Genomic DNA, 16,199 nt, shown 5'->3' on the forward strand with positions numbered 1-16,199 from the left:
CAGAACACTCGCCGCAACGACCGCGGCAGACTCTGCTGAGGCATACAACAGCTCGATTCTCATCGGTGTTGCATCCACCCCTTGAACCCAAGTCGGCCGATACCTACCTCAGCTCCCGATGATCTTGAACCCCGCTCCACCCATCGGAATCCGCCTGTGACGCCTGCCCCTACTCGCCGCGCCATTGCGGGGCGCGCTTCTCCGCGAACGCGCGTGGACCTTCTAGAGCGTCCTTGCTGATGAACACCGGACCGGCTTCCTCGAAACTCATCTGCCAGATCGGAGTATCCCAGTCGGAGCCGAAGTCGTTGACGCGGTGCATGATTCGCTTGGACGCGCGCACCGACATGGGTGCGTTCGCGGCGATCGTAGCGGCAAGTTCGAGTGCGACGGTCAGCACCTGATCGGCGGGCACCACCCGGTTGACCAGCCCCCAGTGCGCCGCGCTGGCGGCATTGATCGGCGTGCCGGTCAACGCCATCTCGAGCGCGATCTTCGGCGGCACCGCGCGCGGCAACCGCAGCAAACCGCCTGCCGCGGCGACTAATCCGCGCGTTACCTCGGGCAGGCCGAGTGCGGCGTCCTCGCTCATCACCGCGAGATCACTGGCCAGCACGATCTCGGTGCCGCCGCCGAGGGCGAACCCGTTGACGGCCGCGATGAGCGGCTTGTCCACGAAATGCTGTACCAGGCCGGCGAATCCGTACTCCGGATGCGCCCTATCGTGAATCGCGTTGCCGCGGGCCAACTCTTTGAGGTCGGCGCCGGCGCAGAACGCGCGCCCGGCCCCGGTGATCACCCCGACCCGCAGCTCCGGATCGGTGGCGAGTTCATCCAGCGCGGCACCCACCGCGCTCGACAGTTCGGCATTCACCGCGTTCATCGCCTCGGGGCGATTCAAGGTGATGACGGCGATGTGCCCCTTGCGTTCCAGCGTGGCTGCGGCGGTCAAAGCAGGCCCTCCTCAAGACGGTCCTTCGAACTTACCGGGACAGTGCGCGGGCCTCGTGTCAGATCCCGGTCAGTGGGCCCGCACACCGCGCTTCGACCCGCGCCGCGCGGCGGGCATGACCAGGTCGGGCGTCGCCCCCGTGCGAGACTTGGCGCGTGAGTGGGCCGAGCGAAGACATCCAGCACAACACCAGCAATCCCGGCGCGAAGACGGGTAAGGGCAGTCACGCGGTGCCGGATCGCGGCGACGTGATCGGGTCCGGAATCATCTGGCTCGCCAAATGGTCGCTGTGCGTTGTCGCGATCGCGGCGGGCGCGTGGGTGCTGATGTATCTGCTCGCGAAGCTGTGGGTGGTGATCTTGCCGGTCGCGCTGGCGATCGTCATCGCGACCGTATTGTGGCCGCCCACCCGCTGGCTCACCCGACGCGGCCTGCGCCCTGCCCTGGCGGCGACCATCACGATGGTGGTGTTCATCGGCGCGCTGGCCGGCGTCATCGCGCTGATCGTGCCGTCGGTGGTGGACCAGGCGCCCGACCTCGCCGACAAGTCCACCGCGGGTGTCAACCAGGTGCGGGACTGGATGCAGGGACCGCCGCTGCGGATCCGCGACGAGCAGCTCAACTCCGCGGTCGACGCGATCGTGTCCCGGCTGCAGTCGAGTGCCGCGCAGATCGCGGGTGGTGTGTTCAGCGGGGTGTCCACGGCGACATCGGTGCTCATCACGCTGTTTCTGGTGCTCGTGCTGAGCTTCTTCTTCGTCAAGGACGGGCCGCGGTTGCTGCCGTGGTTGCACGGGGTGCTCGGCAGCCGCAGCGGCCGGCACGTCGAAGAGGTGCTGAATCGGGTCTGGGGCACCCTCGGCGGTTTCATCCGGACTCAGGCGCTGGTTAGTTTGATCGATGCGGTGTTCATCGGGGCGGGGCTGGTGATCCTCGGGGTGCCGTTGGCGCTTGTGCTCGCCGTGATCACGTTCATCGGTGGTTTCGTTCCGATGGTCGGCGCGTTCGTGGCCGGCGCGCTCGCGGTGCTGGTCGCGCTGGTCGGTAACGGGTTCACCACCGCGTTGATCGTGCTCGGCATCATCGTCGCGGTGCAGCAGCTGGAAGGCAATGTGCTGCAACCGGTTTTGCAGAGCCGCAGCATGAAGCTGCACGCGGTGCTTGTGCTGCTCGCCGTCACCGCGGGCGGCTCGTTGTACGGCATCGTCGGTGCGTTCCTCGCCGTCCCGGTCGTGGCGGTGGTCGCGGTGGTTGTCCGCTACATCGGCGAGCAGATCGATGTGGTCACCGCCGCGCCCGAGTCGTCGGACGACGAGGTTATGGCCGCGCCGGAGTAGGTCAGTCGGTCCGGCGGGCCGCCTCGAGCGCGGCGAGGGCACCGGCGAACATGGTCTTCTTGATGGCGCCGAGCGTGCCGGGGTCCTTGCCGCCGAGTGGGGCAAGCATGGCGAGGGCGGTGTCGGTGATCGCGCCGTCGGCGGCGGTGGCGTCGACGATATCGACTGCCAGCGCGTCGGTTCCGCCGAAGCGACGGCCGGTGGTCATCGAGGCGACCGCGGTCTTCGGGGCGAGCTTGGCCTGGATGAGCGCGGCCATCCCGTCGGTGAACGGGATGCGAATGTCGACCTCGGGGAAGCAGAAGTAGCCGCGATCGGCGCGCATCACCCGGCAGTCGTGGGCGATGGCCAGCATGGCGCCCGCGCCGAAGGCGTGACCGGGCAGGGCGGCGACGGTGGGCACGGGCAGGGCGAGCACCCGCGCGAACAATGCCTGGACCTCGCCGACGTACCACTGGGTGCGGTCGCCATTGGCGCCGAGCCAGTCCAGGTCGAGACCGTTGGAGAAGAACTTTCCGCCTGCCGTGGTGACCAGGCCCTGCGCGCCGTCGGCGAGCACGGTGTCGAGGTGGGCGTTCACCGCGTCGAGAAAGGCTGGCGAGAAACGATTTTCGTCGTCGCCCAGGTCGAGGACGGCGATCTTGTCGTGGTAGCTCAGGGTCGGCATGGCATTCCTTTTTTCGAGGGGTGGGGGAGTATTCGTCTGTCATGGTGGCGGGCCGAGGGCGAGCACGGCCCGCACTGCGGCCCGAAGTTGCTCGGCGGCCAAGGGATTGGTGAAGCGGTTGCGGCGCAACAGAATAGCGGTGGGCAGGTCGACCAGACAGAGGTTGAGCACATCGACCGCGCGACCGTCGCCGCGGCCCCACAGGTGCCGCGACAGCCGAATCATCAACTCCACCAGCACCTTGTCGGTCGCCGCGAGCTCGGTCGCGATGGCCTCGGGTACCTCGCCGAGCAGTTCATCGCGTTCGATGGTGAGCAGTAGCCGCGACGACACCGGAAACTTCTCGGCGAACACCACCGGCGCCTCGGCCGCGGCGACCACCGCCTCGACGCCGTCCTGTCGATCGGGCCCGTCCAGCGCGCCGTCGACCAGGGCGGACTGCAACGTCAGAAATCGACGCGCCGCCCGCAGCCAGGTGCGCCCGAGCAACTCCGATCGTGAACCGAACGTGTGATAAATCGCGCCGTTGGACACCCCGGTCGCCGCGGCGACCGCACGCGTGGTGACCGCGGCCGGGCCCGATCGCACGGCCAGCGACTCCGCGGCATCGAGGACGATGTCGGGATCGTGGGTGCGGGGGCGAGGCATACGGCTACAATAACAGAGCGGGCGCTCTGCTATTCGACGGTGTTGGTGATGGCGCCCGATTTGCGTGATTGGTCGGCGTATGCCCGCGGGTCGCTAGCGTTCCGTGTCTGCCTTGGTAATTGGTGGTGGGGTGCGCATGGTCCCCGCGCGCACGGCCTGCCTCGACACGTCAAGTGCGCGGGTGCTCGATCCGCGTCTGATGCTGGTGCGCTATCAGGTAGCTCGGCGCGTGCGGCCGACTTCGACGCATCGAGCACACCCTCGATTGCGCTCGCGCACTACATATCTCGCCTGGTAACAGGTACTTGGGGTCGCTGGAATAGGGTTCCGGTTGCATGGCTATCCTCGTACGAGCCGACGAGACAATGGGGTACTGTTCGGTCCTCCCACCCCTGCCCGAACGAACAGAACGGCGCCCGGCATGTCACGTGTGGTCACCAAGGAGCAGTACTTCGACACGGCTCTGGAGGTGCTCGCCGAACTCGGTTTCAAGGGGCTCAACATCGGTGTGCTGTGCCGTCGCCTCGGAGTCACCAGCGGCTCGTTCTATCATCACTTCGGCAGCTGGCAGGGCTTCGTCGACGCGTTGTTAGAGCACTGGGAGAACCGGCAGGTGCTGATCCTGCGCACGCTGAAGTTCAACCAGGGCAACCCCGATGACGACATCCGCGCCATGTCCGACCTCGCCGCGGGTCTGCACCACGCCGCCGAAGCCGCGATCCGCGCCTGGGCTGGCAATGACGAATCGGTGAACCTGGCGCTCAAGCGGGTCGACGAATCCCGCAGGCGCACAGTGCACAAGGCGATCAAGGGCGTCGTCGGCGACGACGACACCGCCGCCGTGGTGACCTCGCTCGGCATGGCGATGCTGATCGGCTACCAGCAGATCGCCGCGGGCGGCGAAGACCCCTCCCTGGACAAGCTGCTCAACGAATACGCCCGTTTGATCTACTCACACGCTCGCCGCTGACATAATCATTCGCTAGCCCGCTGGCGCCGCCGCACGGCCTTTCTTGCACCCGCGCACGAAATCGCTGGCAGCTCTGTGCGCACGCCGCTGGATCGTTCGCGGCGATGGCCGGGCGGTGCCGAGATCGTCGAATCGGGTGGCGCCGCCGAACGTCCGGCTCAGCCCAGCAACTCGTCCACATAGCACCAGCGCCATGCCTCGCCCGGCTCGACACTGCGCATGACCGGGTGCCCGGTGCTGCCGTAATGCTTGGTCGCGTGGTTGCCGACCGAGGATTCGCAGCAGGCAATGTGCTTGCAGGACAGGCACATTCGCAGATGTACCCAGCTCAGTCCCTCGGCTACGCATTCTTCGCAGAAGTCCGGTCCGCTCGGCTCGAGTACGAGCGGTGCGTCCTCCAGATGCGCGCACGTGTCGCCGACGGTGGGCGCGGAGAGCGGCTCGGGCCGTTCCTCTTCGGTCTCGTCGTACCGGTCGATCATCGACTCCTCGAGGTCGAGCCGGGCGAGCACGTATTGCAGGATCTCGTAGTCGGCGCCACCGGAATCCCGTACGCGCAGTACGGTTTCCCGTTCCGCGCGCAGCATTTGCAGCCGCAGCCGCCGGTACTCCGCGGTCGGGGTGGCCAGCTCGGATTCGGCTCGGCCGAGGCGCTCCCAGGCGGCGTTGGTCTTCCAGGTGACCCGGTCGCGCAACGAATCGACCACGGACGCGGGCGTTTCCGGGGTGACCCACTTGTCGAGTTCGGCCAGGCCCGCGGTCGTCGCCTGCTGGAGCAGGTTCGCCTTCTGCAGCGCGTACTCGGCACGGCTCGGCCCGCGCAGGTGCAGCAGCCGCACCAGCCACGGCAGCGAAGTGCCTTGCAACAGCAGCGTTCCCGCGACGACGACCAACGCGAGCAGCTTCAGCACCGGCAGCTGCGGGGTGTCCTCGGGCAGCAGCAGCACCGCGGCCAGGGTGACCACGCCGCGCATACCCGCCCAGGACACCACCGTCGAATGCCGGAGGGGTATGCCACCGGAATGGCGGCCGAGCCGGCGAATCAGCAATGACCACGGGAAGATCCACAACGATCGCGCCAGCATCGTCGCGAGCAGCACGCCGATCGCGGCCACCACCACCGTGCGATGGTCGAGCCCGCTGCTCCACGCGCCTTCGAGGATCGCGCGCACCTGCAACCCGATGATGACGAACACCGAACTCTCCAGGATGAACTGGATGGTGCGCCAATTGGTGCGCTCGGCGATGCGGGATGCCGCGCTCTGCCACACCGGCGCGCCGTGCCCGAGGATCATGCCGCAGGTGACCACCGCGATCACACCGGACGCGTGGATTCCTTCCGCGGGCAGATATGCGGCGAACGGTGCCAGGAACGACAGCGTGGTATCGAGCACCGGGTCGGTGATCCGACGACGAAGCAGCGCAAGCAGATACGCCACCACAACGCCCACCGCGGCGCCGCCGCCCGCGGCGAGCAGGAAGTCGCCGCCGGCCTGCCAGACCGACACCGTGCCTGCCGACGCGGCGATCGCGGTCCGTAACGCGACCAGCGCGGTCGCGTCGTTGAACAGCGACTCGTCCTCGAGAATCGTGACGATCTGGCGCGGCATCCCGATCCGCCTTGCCACCGCGGTCGCCGCGACCGCGTCCGGCGGCGCGACCACCGCGCCGAGCGCGACCGCGACCGCGAACGGCACCGGCAGCAGCCACCACACCACCGTCGCGACGGCGAAGGTGCTGAACAGCACCAACCCGACCGAGAGTGACGCGATAGTGCGGAGGTTGGCGCGGAAATCGACAAGCGAGGTCCGGATCGCGGCCGTGTACAGCAGCGGCGGCAGCAACCCGAGCAGGATGATCTCCGGATCGGGATGGATCTCCGGCACGAACGGCAGGTAGGACGCCGCCACCCCGGCCACGGTCAGCACGAGTGGCTCGGACACTCCGAACCGGCGGGCCAGCGCCGCCAGCGCTGCCGCCGAAGCTACAAGAACCACTAGGCCGATCGCGACATGCACCGTCGCATTCTCGCAGAGCGCATCGACGGCAACTCCGCCCGCGGTACATGACACGTCCGGAGTCGACGGATTTCCTGTGCCGGAGGGGTTCAGGGGCCATGCTTGTCGGCGACAAGGAGGTAGGCATGGAGGAGTTTGCGTCCTGGCGGGCGAACGGCAGGCGGTTTACCCACCGCGGCCACCAGATCTTCTATCGCGACGACGGCGGTGGTGCCGACGGCACGCTGGTCTGCATCCACGGGTTCCCGACCGCGTCCTGGGACTGGCATCGCGTCTGGCCGGGGCTGTGCACGCGGTTCGCCCGGGTGCTCGCGCCGGACATGATCGGCTTCGGCTGGTCGGCCAAGCCCAGCAATTACCTGTACTCGATCGCGGATCAGGCCGATATTCACGAAGACCTGTTGCGAGAACAGGGGATCGACCGGTGCCACATCCTCGCCCACGATTACGGCGATACCGTCGCACAGGAATTGCTGGCGCGCGACGCGGAACGCAGGGCCGCGGGCGATGAGTCGCTGATGATCGAGTCGGTCTGCCTGCTCAACGGCGGATTGTTCCCGGAGACGCATCGTGCGCGGCCGGTGCAGCGGCTGCTGGCCAGTCCGCTCGGCCCGCTGGCCAGCTTCCTGGCGTCTGAGCGCGCGTACACGGCGAGCTTGTCCTCGGTGTTCGGGCCCGACACCAAACCGAGCAAGGAGGAACTGGATCAGTTCTGGACGCTGTGGTGTAGCAAACGCGGTAAACGTAACGGGCACAAGTTGATTCGTTACATGGGCGAACGTCGCAAGTATCGCGAACGCTGGGTCGGGGCGTTGCGTGATGCCGTGGTGCCGCTGCGGCTCATCGATGGGCTGCTCGACCCCGTGTCGGGGGCGCACATGGTCCGCCGCTACCGGGAGCTGATCCCGAATCCCGATGTGGTGGAACTTCCGAAGGTCGGTCACTACCCCCAAGTGGAAGCCTCCGACGACACCCTGGCGGCCTTCGTCGACTTTCACGCCACTCGGGTGCCGCACCGCACCACCTGACTATTCGAGCTGTGGTCATGCCGTCCCGCCCTGGCGGCACGCTGGCAGGGCGGGACGACGAGCTCAGTCGAGGCCCGAAACGAGCGTCCGAAGTCGCCCCGCGCTCTGCGGTACCGCGGACGAAGGAATTCAGCCGCTCGGTCGGCACCTGCGAAAATGCCTCAACCGCGCGTGGTCGGGCAAAACGGGCCGCTGAACAGCTCAGTGACCGTGCCGCGTCATGCTTATGGCATATCCCATAACATGGCGGTATGGCAGGGACACGCCGAGCGCGTAGCGAGGGTTCTGTACGGCCGCGTCCAGGCGACGCGCGGCGGCGGATGATCGAGGGGGCCGTCGAGTCGTTGCGGGTGCACGGTGCCAGCGCGACGAGTGTGGATCGGGTACTCAGTTCCACCGGAGCGCCGCGTGGCTCGGTGTATCACCACTTTCCCGGTGGGCGCACGGAGCTGATCAATGACGCGGTCGTCACGGCGGGGACCTTCATGTCCGAGTTCATCGAGCGCCTGACCGCCGACAGCGACCCGGTGACCGCACTCGATCAGTTCGCCATGATGTGGCGGCGCACGCTGCTCGACAGTGAATTCCGCGCGGGCTGTCCGGTTTTCGCCGTCGCGGTCGAAACCAACGATGACGCACCGGAATTCGCCCGCGCCGCCGCCGACGCCTTCGCCCGCTGGGAACGCGCCCTCGCCGACATGCTTGTCCGGGACGGCATTTCCGAGGTTCGCGCGCGCAGTCTGGCGACGCTCACGGTCGCCGCGTTCGAGGGCGCGATTGCCTTATGCCGAGCCCAGCGCGACATCACGCCGCTCGACAATGTCGTCGGCGAACTTCGCGACCTGATCCCCGCCGTCAGTCGTACCGAATAGGCCTGAGGGGATCGCCGCGCCTCGGCGGCAGTCGCGCGTCCCCCTGGTGTCGCTCCTCTCGGGGCCTGAGGATCCGCACTCAGTGCGGCAGTCGGAAGAGGGCGGATCTTTAGACAGGGTGCGGATACCTACTGACGGCGCGGAGTGGGTGGTACCTCTTGACACACCTATTATGGTAGACACCATAACAGGAAACGGTTTCGAGCGAATCAGGTTTGCGCCGAAGCATTCTCATGAAACCCGCCGTCGCCATGCGCATCGAAGGAGCCGCCGATGTCCGCCGCCGATCTCCAACTGGAGACCATCGAATTGGTCCAGGACGGGCGGGTGCTGACGGCTCGGGTCGTCGCACCACCGCTCAACTTCGCCACTCCCGAATTCGTCCGTGATCTGGATACGCTGACCGCCGCGGTCGACGCCGACGACACCGTTGGCGCGGTCGTCATCACCGGCGGGCTGCCCGGCCGCTTCCTCACCCACGCGGACCCGCGTGCACTCATCGGCATGGTCGAGTTGCCGCATCCGTTCATCCCCGCTCGGGTCGCGGCGCCGTTCCTGCGGTTCGGTGATGTGGCGATGCGGTTGCCCGGCGCGACGCGCCTTGCCGAACGTTTCGGTGGTGGGCTCGGCGCCGGGCTGGTGTGGGGACACCGCTGGAAGAAGACCACGTTGCGGATGAACCGTTCCGGCGTGGTGTATCTGGCCGCGATCAACGGTCCCGCGCTCGGCGGCGGCCACGAGATCGCGTTGTCCTGCGACCTTCGGTATGCCGCCGACGCCGATCACGTCAAGCTCGGCCAAATCGAGACCCTCGCCAACCTCATCCCGGGCGGCGGCGGAACCCAGCGGCTCTCCCGACTCTTGGGCGCTGCCAAAGCAATTGAGGTGACTCTCGAAGGTGCACCGCTGTCGGTACAGGAAGGCTACCGGCTCGGCCTGGTGCATCGAGTGGTCCCAGAAGATCAGCTCCTTGCCGAAACTCAATCGACCGCAGCACGATTGGCCACCCGCAACCCGGTAGCCGTCGCAGAAGCCAAGCGCGCCATCTACTTCGGCACCGACAAGTCGCTGTCCCGCGCCCTCGACCGCGAGCAGGCCGGATTCATCTCCGCGGGCACCACCGCCGCGGCCGCCCGCACCACCACGGCCTTCCTCGACGACCTCGACCGCCTCGGCGACACCCCCTTCCTCGCCGACCTCAAACCGTGGCTCGACGGCACTCGCGTCGACCAGATCGGTAAATGACCCACCCCGACTGTGTCGGGGTGCGGCCCTTGCGCAATCGGTGTGCGGACGTTTGGTGCACGCCGGCAGCAGGACGCACGGCGTGCGGCAGGGTGGAAGACGCGCGGTAGCTGTCGCTCCCAGCGTGACAACGCGCGAACGCCCCGGATGTGAACGTGTCTCCGTTGACACGTTCACATCCGGGGCGTTCCGGCGGGGCCACCGTTCGCGAGCCCCTCATCGACTCGCGAAGGGGTCCGGGCTAGGGCGTGTTGCCCTGAACGTCGACGCCGCGGGCGGCGAGCCAGGGCATGGGGTCGATGGGTTCGCCGCTGGGCAGGTGGATTTCGTAGTGCAGGTGCGGGCCGGTGGAGAAGCCGCGATTGCCGACGGTGGCGATGATGTCGCCCGCGCGGACCTGCTGGCCGACGGTGGCGAGGACGTCGTTGACGTGGCCGTAGATGCCGATGGTGCCGTCGTCCTGCTGCACGCGCACCCACATGCCGAAGCCGCTGGCCGGTCCGGCCTCGATCACGACGCCGTCGGTGACCGCGCCGATCGGCGTGCCGATCGGGTCGGCCAGGTCGAGGCCGGCGTGCAGTGCGCCCCAGCGCACGCCGAAGGTGGAGGTCAGGACGCCGGCGATGGGGCGAACGGTCTTGGGCCGGGCGGCCTCGACGGCGAGGCGGTGCTGCTCCCACACGACGTTGTCCGGCACGGTCTGCGGCTGCTGCGCTTCGCGCGGGGTGAAGGCGGTGAACATGGCCTGCGTTGCCACGTCGGCATCGGCGGCGGCGAGCTTGCCTGCCGTCAGGTGGCCGGAGGTCGACTGCTGATCTGCGGCGGCGAGCACGCCGAGCGAGGCGCTGACAACCGCGGACACGGCCACCGCGCGGGTGGCGGCACGGTGGCGTCGAGTCCGGGTCGCGCCCCGACGGGAAGATAACGGAACGGTCACGGGCATGGGACGAACGTACGGGAGACTCATGTGGGTTCCGCAATCGTGTGGTTACCGTCACATCGTCGGGAAAGCCCAGTTCGCGTATTACAACTGTGTAACGCAAGCACGCGCCTCGCGTGTTCACCTGGGGAAATTCCGTATTGCGCCAAGTTGACCAAATGGTCGCTCGGTGATCATGCTATTTCAGTGGCGACTAACGGAGTTCTCGCGCTCATGGCGCTGTCCGACCCGACCCGCCGCGCCATCTTCGAGGCCCTACCGCAGGCCCCGCGCGCGGTCGGCGAACTCGCCGAACTCACCGGCGTCACCAGTTCCGCGGTCTCCCAGCATCTGCGCGTCCTGCGCGAAGCCCGCCTGGTGATGATGCGCCCGGACGGCAACCGCCGCCTCTACTCCCTGGACCCGCGCGGCCTCAGCGACGCCCGCGACTACCTGGACCAGTTCTGGCCGAGCGCCCTGGCCGCCTACTCCGCCGCGCTACAGACCGCCCGCGCGGACGGTGACTTGTAATCAACCGGGGTTGAGCGCCAGTTCTGCTCGGCGCCAAGGGAACTCGCACTTCGAGTTGATGGGTCCTCGCACGGGACAGCTGCCCGCTGGATGTGCGGAGAACCGGCGAGATATGGGAGGGGCAGTCGAGGTGTCGGTGGTGTAGGGGCGGATGTCGGTTGGACACGCGGAGAACCGGCCAGGTCCGGGAAGGCCAGGCGAGGTGTCGGGCGACTGTCCGCGGGATGTGCGAGCACCGACCAGGTCCGGGAGGGCCGGGCGCGTCGGTCAGGTAGTTGTGCGTGCCTGCTGACGGCGGGTGGAACCGTCAGCCGACGCGGCGATAGGGAGCGCGGCGGGGTTGAGTACTGGTACCGGGCCAGTTGTGCTTGTTGAGCTGTTTGTCCACGGCGTTGATGACGTCGGTGACGCCGATCCGCAGCAGGCCGGGGTCGGGAGTGTCGGCGTCGGGGTCGCCGAGCTGACCGGCCCACAGGGCGACATGCCGGTTCAGCAGGTGCGGGGGTGGTCCGCCCCAGCGCGGCGGGGTTGGGCCGAAGATCTGCACGGTGCGGGTGCCGAACGCGGTGGCCAGGTGGGCAACTCCGGTGTCGCCGCTGATCACGAGCCCCGCCTCGGCGACGGTGGCGGCCAGTTCGATGAGGTTCTGGTCCCCGGCCAGCACCCGGCCGATCGGCAGGCCGGCCCGCGCGGCGATGTTCAGCGCGATCTCCCGCTCGTACTCGTCCCCGGTGAGCACCACCTCGCGACCGAGCACCAGCAGATGCCGGACCACGGCGGCGAACCGATCCGGCGGCCAGCGCCGGGCCGGCGCACTCGCGCCAACGTGCACCACGACGCAGTCCCGGTGGCTCGTGGTCGACACCGGCGGCACCAGGCCGAGATTGCGCCGATCCGCGACGATGCCGTCGGACTCGAGCAGGTGGCACCAGCGGTCCACATCGTGCATATCGGTCTGCCACTCCGGACCGTCCAGCTCGGGGAACGCCGGATTGCGGTAGCTGAGGATCCGTCCCGGATTCGTCTTCTCCAGTTGCACAATGCTTTCGGTGCTCGGCCCGTGCAGGTTGACCGCGAGTTGCGGGCCGGGCGCGTCCCAGCGCAGTCCTCCGAGTTCGGCGGTCGGCACCATCGCGTCCACCGAGGCGATCAGATCGACGATCGGCTTCAGCCGGTGCGGCGCGGCGAGCACGATGCGGTCGTGTGGCTTGGCGCGGCGCAGCGCACGAAGCGCCGGGACCCCGGTAAGTAGATCACCAAGGCCCCGCGCTTGCAGCACGAGTACAACCGCCACCCTCTTCTCCTAGCCACCCGGGACTCACGATTTCCGACCCACCCGCTACATCCCATGGGCATGCACGACGAGAGTCACTTAGGGATGACTACCCGAGCCAATCCGGCGATAAACCCCGCTAGCGATCGCCCCGTGTGCGATGGCGCACTAACCTCGTGTCATGACCTCCCGGCTCAACCCGTACCTCAGTTTCGGCGACACGGCCCGCGCAGCTCTGGAGTTCTACCGCGACGTGTTCGGCGGCACCCTGACCATCAATACCTTCAGTGAATTCAGTGATCAGGAGGCGCCCGGCGCGGACCTGGTCATGCACGGCATCCTGGAGACCCCGAGCGGCTTCACGTTGATGGCCGCGGACACCCCGCCCGGCATGGAATATAAACCGGGAAGCAGCATTTCGATCAGCCTCAGCGGCGAGGATGCTGCCGAGCTGCATGGTTACTGGGACCGGTTGTCGGAGGCGGGCACGGTGTCGGTGCCGCTGGAGAAGCAGATGTGGGGCGACGAGTTCGGCCTCTGCCAGGACCGGTACGGCACCACCTGGATGGTGAATATCGCCGCTCCCGCGGCGGCGAACTCGGGCGTGTCGAGCGGCGGCGAATCGGTCGCTTAGCCGGATCCCTTGCAGGATTCGGTGGGTAAGCCCACTGGACTCGGGATTTTGCACCGGCAAATGTCCAGGAAACTCGTCTTGCTAGGCATAACATCGGGTTATGACGACAAACAGCGTGCTAGAGGGTCCTTTGCAGTCCCTTGCCCGCAGTGCGTGGCAAACTGCTCTGGTCACCGGCTTACTTTCGGTGATCCTCGGTGTGATCATTCTTGCCTGGCCCGGCGTCACCCTGGTTGCGGCCGGCGTCCTGTTCGGTATCTACCTGGTGGTCAGCGGGTTTCTGCAACTGATGGCCGCGTTCGGCGCACCGGCGACCACCGGGATGCGGGTGCTCGCCTTCATCAGCGGCGTGCTCTCCATCGCGATCGGCGTCTTCTGTTTCCGTGACGAGCTGACTTCGATTCTGCTGCTTGCGATCTGGATCGGCATCGGCTGGCTGTTCCGTGGGGTGTCCGCGGTGGTGATCGCGGTGTCCGAGCCTGCCGTGCCAGGACGCTGGCTGGCCGTGTTCTTCGGGGTGATCACCGTGATCGCGGGCATCGTGCTGATCGCGTGGCCGTTGACGTCGGTGGCCACGCTGGCGATCGTGGTCGGCGTGTGGTTGATCGTGCTCGGCATCATGGAGGTCATCTTGGCGTTCGGAGTCCGCAAGGACGCCAAGGCGATGCACGGCGCTACCGGTCTCTGATCAGATTCATTCGGCCTGCGGCCGCCGCGTCGACTCGGCGCGGCGGCCGCCGCATGTTCGCCCCAGTGAGAAGGCGACTAACCGGCGTCATCATGATTCGAACAGTGACTGTCCGAGATACCCGCCCGGCGCCGGCACGCCTGGCGGGATGACGAAGACCGCTGAGCCGACCGGCGACGTCCACACGTTGAGTGCGTCGAACTCCGCGAGTCGCTGTTGGACCGGCAAGAATTGGGCGTCCACGTCGCGCTGGTAGGCGGCGAAGAGCAGACCAGAATTCGAGATCCGGCCCGCTGCCGGGGCGTCATCATAGTTGTAGCCGCGGCGCAGGAACCGCTCGCCGTCGTGCGTGTGGTGCGCGCGGGCGATGTGCGAGGACGGCGGGATGACCGGGATGCCGTTGGCGTCGACGGCCGCGAAATCCGGTTCGTCGAACTCGGCGGTGCCGGTCAGCGGCGCACCGGTGGCGATGGTCCGGCCGACGGTGAGTTCCCTTCCCTCCTGGTCGATTTCGTCCCAGGTGTCCAACGTCATCGCGATCCGGCGCAGCACGCAGGAGGTGCCACCGGCGAGCCAGGGCTGGGCGATGCCGTTGTCCCACACCAGCCGATCGGCATCGGGGCCCGGTGCGATGTTCACCGTGCCGTCCACCTGACCCATGAGATTGCGTGGGATCCGGCCGGGTTCGGCGTTGCGGAACCCGCGCTGCACCCACCGCACCGTGACCAGTGACGACACACTCCGGCACAGCACGCGCACCGCGTGCGACACCGTTGTCGCCTCCTCCGCGCAGACCTGCACCAGCAGATCGCCGTCGCTCCACGCTGACTCCAGCCGGTCGATATCGAACGGCGGCAGCGGGCGAAGCCAGGCCGGGCGGCGGTGCTCCAGGCCCGCCGCGGTGAACACAGCGGGGCCGAGGCCGACGGTGATGGTGAGCCGGGCCGGGCGTTGCGCCAGTTCCGGTTCCGTGTCGGCCAAGGCGGGGTGGCCCTGGGTGAGGCGCGCGGCATCGCCGGTCCAAATCTTCAAGATGCCGATGAGGTCGTCTCTGGCGGCGCCCGGTTTCAGATCGAAGGCGACGAAAGCCGCCTGCGACTGCGGGGTGGTCGCGATCCCGGATTGGTGTGTGCCGTAAAACGGTTCGATCGCCGACGTCCCCGGTACCTCATGGGCGGACAGCGCGACCGCGCCCCAACCGATGCCCGCGGCACCTGCTGCGGCGGCACCGCCACCGAGCAGGCGCCGCCGGTTGAGACGCCGCGGGTTGGTCTCAGCCACCGTGCGCCGGTGCCTGCGCACCGCTCGCGTGATCGGGCGCGTAGTTCTCCTGGTTGCCGGAGAAGTCACGCACCTGCGCGGTGAACGTGGTCGTCGAGCCGTCGTCGAAGGTGAGCGTGACCGGCGTTTCGGTGCCGGTACGCAACGGACCGGTGAGCCCCATGAACATGATGTGGTCACCACCCGGGCGCAACTCGGCCTTCCCGTGCGCCGGAATCACGAAACCGCCCGCCTTGGGACGCATCGTCTTGGTCCCACTCGCATCCGCGACGACCTCGTGCAGCTCGACTCGGCTCGACGCGGGGCTCGCCGCCGACACCACTGTCCTCGCCTTATCACCCGCATTGCTCAGCTCGCCGAACGCCGCCGACATGTCACCATCCGCCGCCTTCACCCACTGATCCTTGATCGTGACCGAGTCCGCGGCACGCGTCTCGGTCTTGTCGTTGGACGAGCAGGCGACCAGCAGGAGCGGAACGGCCACACTGACTGCGGCGCCGCGCAGTATGCGCGTGGACCGGCGAAGGTTGGATGTCGAATTGCTGGTGAAGGTAAGCATGGAAATCTCCGATCGTGGGAAATGTGTTGTCGCGCCGCGAGTTATCGACCCGGGCGCTGTTGGGAGGGTCCTGGTCCGCGCTGGATGTGGATCCAACCCCCGTTGGTCGCATCAACGCCTTGCCGAGCTGATCGTTATGGCCGAACCGGTCCGTCCGAAACCCGGCCGTTGCGTTCCGCAGGTCGCCTTCGGCACCGCCGACTATGGTCTGAGCCGCTGAGCCGCTGAGCCGCTGAGCCGCTGAGCCGCTGAGCCGCTGAGCCGCTGAGCCGCTGAGCCGCTGAGCCGCTGAGCCGCTGAGCCACCGAGCCACCGAGCCACCGAGCCACCGAGCCACCGAGCCGAATCGGTCCGTACCCAAACCAGCCCGTGCTGAACCGATGCTTTCGCTGATCGAGGCCTGGCCATCTGGCTGTGACGCCCCCGCGAAACGCTGCAAGGCCATCCCCACGAATCCGCATCCTTACTCGGGATCTGCACTCGGGCGGATTCATGCGGTCATTGCAACACCGGGTGGATTGGTCGGGTTCGATAGTAGTTCGTCGAGTGCTTCGGCTGGTTTTTTCCAGCCCAGTGT

General features: G+C 67.5%; 16 protein-coding genes. 8 read left to right on the plus strand and 8 right to left on the minus strand.

Annotated features, from left to right (window positions below; translation table 11 throughout):
- Nucleotides 1-169: 169 nt before the first annotated feature.
- Nucleotides 170-952, minus strand: coding sequence for a crotonase/enoyl-CoA hydratase family protein (locus ACIA8C_RS42905; protein ID WP_397145249.1), 783 nt, complete (start codon nt 950-952; stop codon nt 170-172).
- 176 nt (nt 953-1,128) lie between these two features.
- Here ACIA8C_RS42905 and ACIA8C_RS42910 point away from each other — a divergent pair, with 176 nt between their 5' ends.
- Nucleotides 1,129-2,289: an AI-2E family transporter gene (locus ACIA8C_RS42910; protein ID WP_397145277.1), complete on the plus strand. Its 1,161-nt coding sequence runs from the start codon at nt 1,129-1,131 to the stop codon at nt 2,287-2,289.
- Nucleotide 2,290: 1 nt separating this feature from the next.
- Here the strand turns inward: ACIA8C_RS42910 and ACIA8C_RS42915 are convergent, their stop codons facing one another.
- Nucleotides 2,291-2,956 carry an enoyl-CoA hydratase-related protein gene (locus tag ACIA8C_RS42915; protein WP_397145251.1) on the minus strand — a complete coding sequence of 222 codons (666 nt, stop codon included), beginning with the start codon at nt 2,954-2,956 and terminating at the stop codon, nt 2,291-2,293.
- A 39-nt stretch (nt 2,957-2,995) separates the two neighbouring features.
- On the minus strand, nt 2,996-3,604 hold the full coding sequence (locus ACIA8C_RS42920; protein ID WP_397145253.1) for a TetR family transcriptional regulator: 609 nt from the start codon (nt 3,602-3,604) through the stop codon (nt 2,996-2,998).
- A 421-nt stretch (nt 3,605-4,025) separates the two neighbouring features.
- Between ACIA8C_RS42920 and ACIA8C_RS42925 the strand changes: the two genes are divergently transcribed.
- A complete protein-coding gene (locus tag ACIA8C_RS42925) occupies nt 4,026-4,574 on the plus strand; it encodes a TetR/AcrR family transcriptional regulator (RefSeq protein ID WP_397145255.1) in 549 nt (182 codons plus the stop codon).
- A gap of 158 nt (nt 4,575-4,732) precedes the next feature.
- Here the strand turns inward: ACIA8C_RS42925 and ACIA8C_RS42930 are convergent, their stop codons facing one another.
- Nucleotides 4,733-6,592 carry a Na+/H+ antiporter gene (locus tag ACIA8C_RS42930; RefSeq protein ID WP_397145257.1) on the minus strand — a complete coding sequence of 620 codons (1,860 nt, stop codon included), beginning with the start codon at nt 6,590-6,592 and terminating at the stop codon, nt 4,733-4,735.
- A 125-nt stretch (nt 6,593-6,717) separates the two neighbouring features.
- Between ACIA8C_RS42930 and ACIA8C_RS42935 the strand changes: the two genes are divergently transcribed.
- The 3 genes from ACIA8C_RS42935 (at nt 6,718) to ACIA8C_RS42945 (ending at nt 9,737) form a co-directional block, all read left to right on the plus strand.
- A complete protein-coding gene (locus ACIA8C_RS42935) occupies nt 6,718-7,620 on the plus strand; it encodes an alpha/beta fold hydrolase (protein WP_397145259.1) in 903 nt (300 codons plus the stop codon).
- A 251-nt stretch (nt 7,621-7,871) separates the two neighbouring features.
- Nucleotides 7,872-8,492, plus strand: coding sequence for a TetR/AcrR family transcriptional regulator (locus ACIA8C_RS42940; protein WP_397145261.1), 621 nt, complete (start codon nt 7,872-7,874; stop codon nt 8,490-8,492).
- 273 nt (nt 8,493-8,765) lie between these two features.
- On the plus strand, nt 8,766-9,737 hold the full coding sequence (locus ACIA8C_RS42945; RefSeq protein WP_397145263.1) for an enoyl-CoA hydratase/isomerase family protein: 972 nt from the start codon (nt 8,766-8,768) through the stop codon (nt 9,735-9,737).
- A gap of 241 nt (nt 9,738-9,978) precedes the next feature.
- Here the strand turns inward: ACIA8C_RS42945 and ACIA8C_RS42950 are convergent, their stop codons facing one another.
- Nucleotides 9,979-10,680, minus strand: a complete 702-nt coding sequence (locus ACIA8C_RS42950) for a M23 family metallopeptidase (RefSeq protein WP_397145265.1) — start codon at nt 10,678-10,680, stop codon at nt 9,979-9,981.
- A gap of 210 nt (nt 10,681-10,890) precedes the next feature.
- Between ACIA8C_RS42950 and ACIA8C_RS42955 the strand changes: the two genes are divergently transcribed.
- Nucleotides 10,891-11,187, plus strand: a complete 297-nt coding sequence (locus ACIA8C_RS42955) for an ArsR/SmtB family transcription factor (protein ID WP_397145279.1) — start codon at nt 10,891-10,893, stop codon at nt 11,185-11,187.
- Between the two features lie 307 nt (nt 11,188-11,494).
- Here the strand turns inward: ACIA8C_RS42955 and ACIA8C_RS42960 are convergent, their stop codons facing one another.
- The gene (locus tag ACIA8C_RS42960) at nt 11,495-12,481 is read right to left on the minus strand and encodes a glycosyltransferase family 9 protein (RefSeq protein WP_397145267.1); all 987 of its coding nucleotides are present in this window, start codon (nt 12,479-12,481) and stop codon (nt 11,495-11,497) included.
- A 160-nt stretch (nt 12,482-12,641) separates the two neighbouring features.
- On the opposite strand from ACIA8C_RS42960, the gene ACIA8C_RS42965 reads away from it, so the two are divergent.
- The gene (locus tag ACIA8C_RS42965; protein WP_397145269.1) at nt 12,642-13,094 is read left to right on the plus strand and encodes a VOC family protein; all 453 of its coding nucleotides are present in this window, start codon (nt 12,642-12,644) and stop codon (nt 13,092-13,094) included.
- A 100-nt stretch (nt 13,095-13,194) separates the two neighbouring features.
- Nucleotides 13,195-13,782 (plus strand): HdeD family acid-resistance protein, encoded by a 588-nt coding sequence (locus tag ACIA8C_RS42970; protein WP_397145271.1) that lies wholly within the window; start codon nt 13,195-13,197, stop codon nt 13,780-13,782.
- A gap of 90 nt (nt 13,783-13,872) precedes the next feature.
- Here ACIA8C_RS42970 and ACIA8C_RS42975 read toward each other — a convergent pair whose 3' ends face one another.
- The gene (locus ACIA8C_RS42975; protein WP_397145273.1) at nt 13,873-15,063 is read right to left on the minus strand and encodes a Dyp-type peroxidase; all 1,191 of its coding nucleotides are present in this window, start codon (nt 15,061-15,063) and stop codon (nt 13,873-13,875) included.
- On the minus strand, nt 15,056-15,622 hold the full coding sequence (locus tag ACIA8C_RS42980) for a copper chaperone PCu(A)C (protein ID WP_397145275.1): 567 nt from the start codon (nt 15,620-15,622) through the stop codon (nt 15,056-15,058). Before ACIA8C_RS42980 ends, ACIA8C_RS42975 begins: the two co-directional genes overlap by 8 nt.
- Between the last annotated feature and the right edge of the window lie 577 nt (nt 15,623-16,199).

This window comes from Nocardia sp. NPDC051321, assembly GCF_044455225.1.
Taxonomy (GTDB): domain Bacteria; phylum Actinomycetota; class Actinomycetes; order Mycobacteriales; family Mycobacteriaceae; genus Nocardia.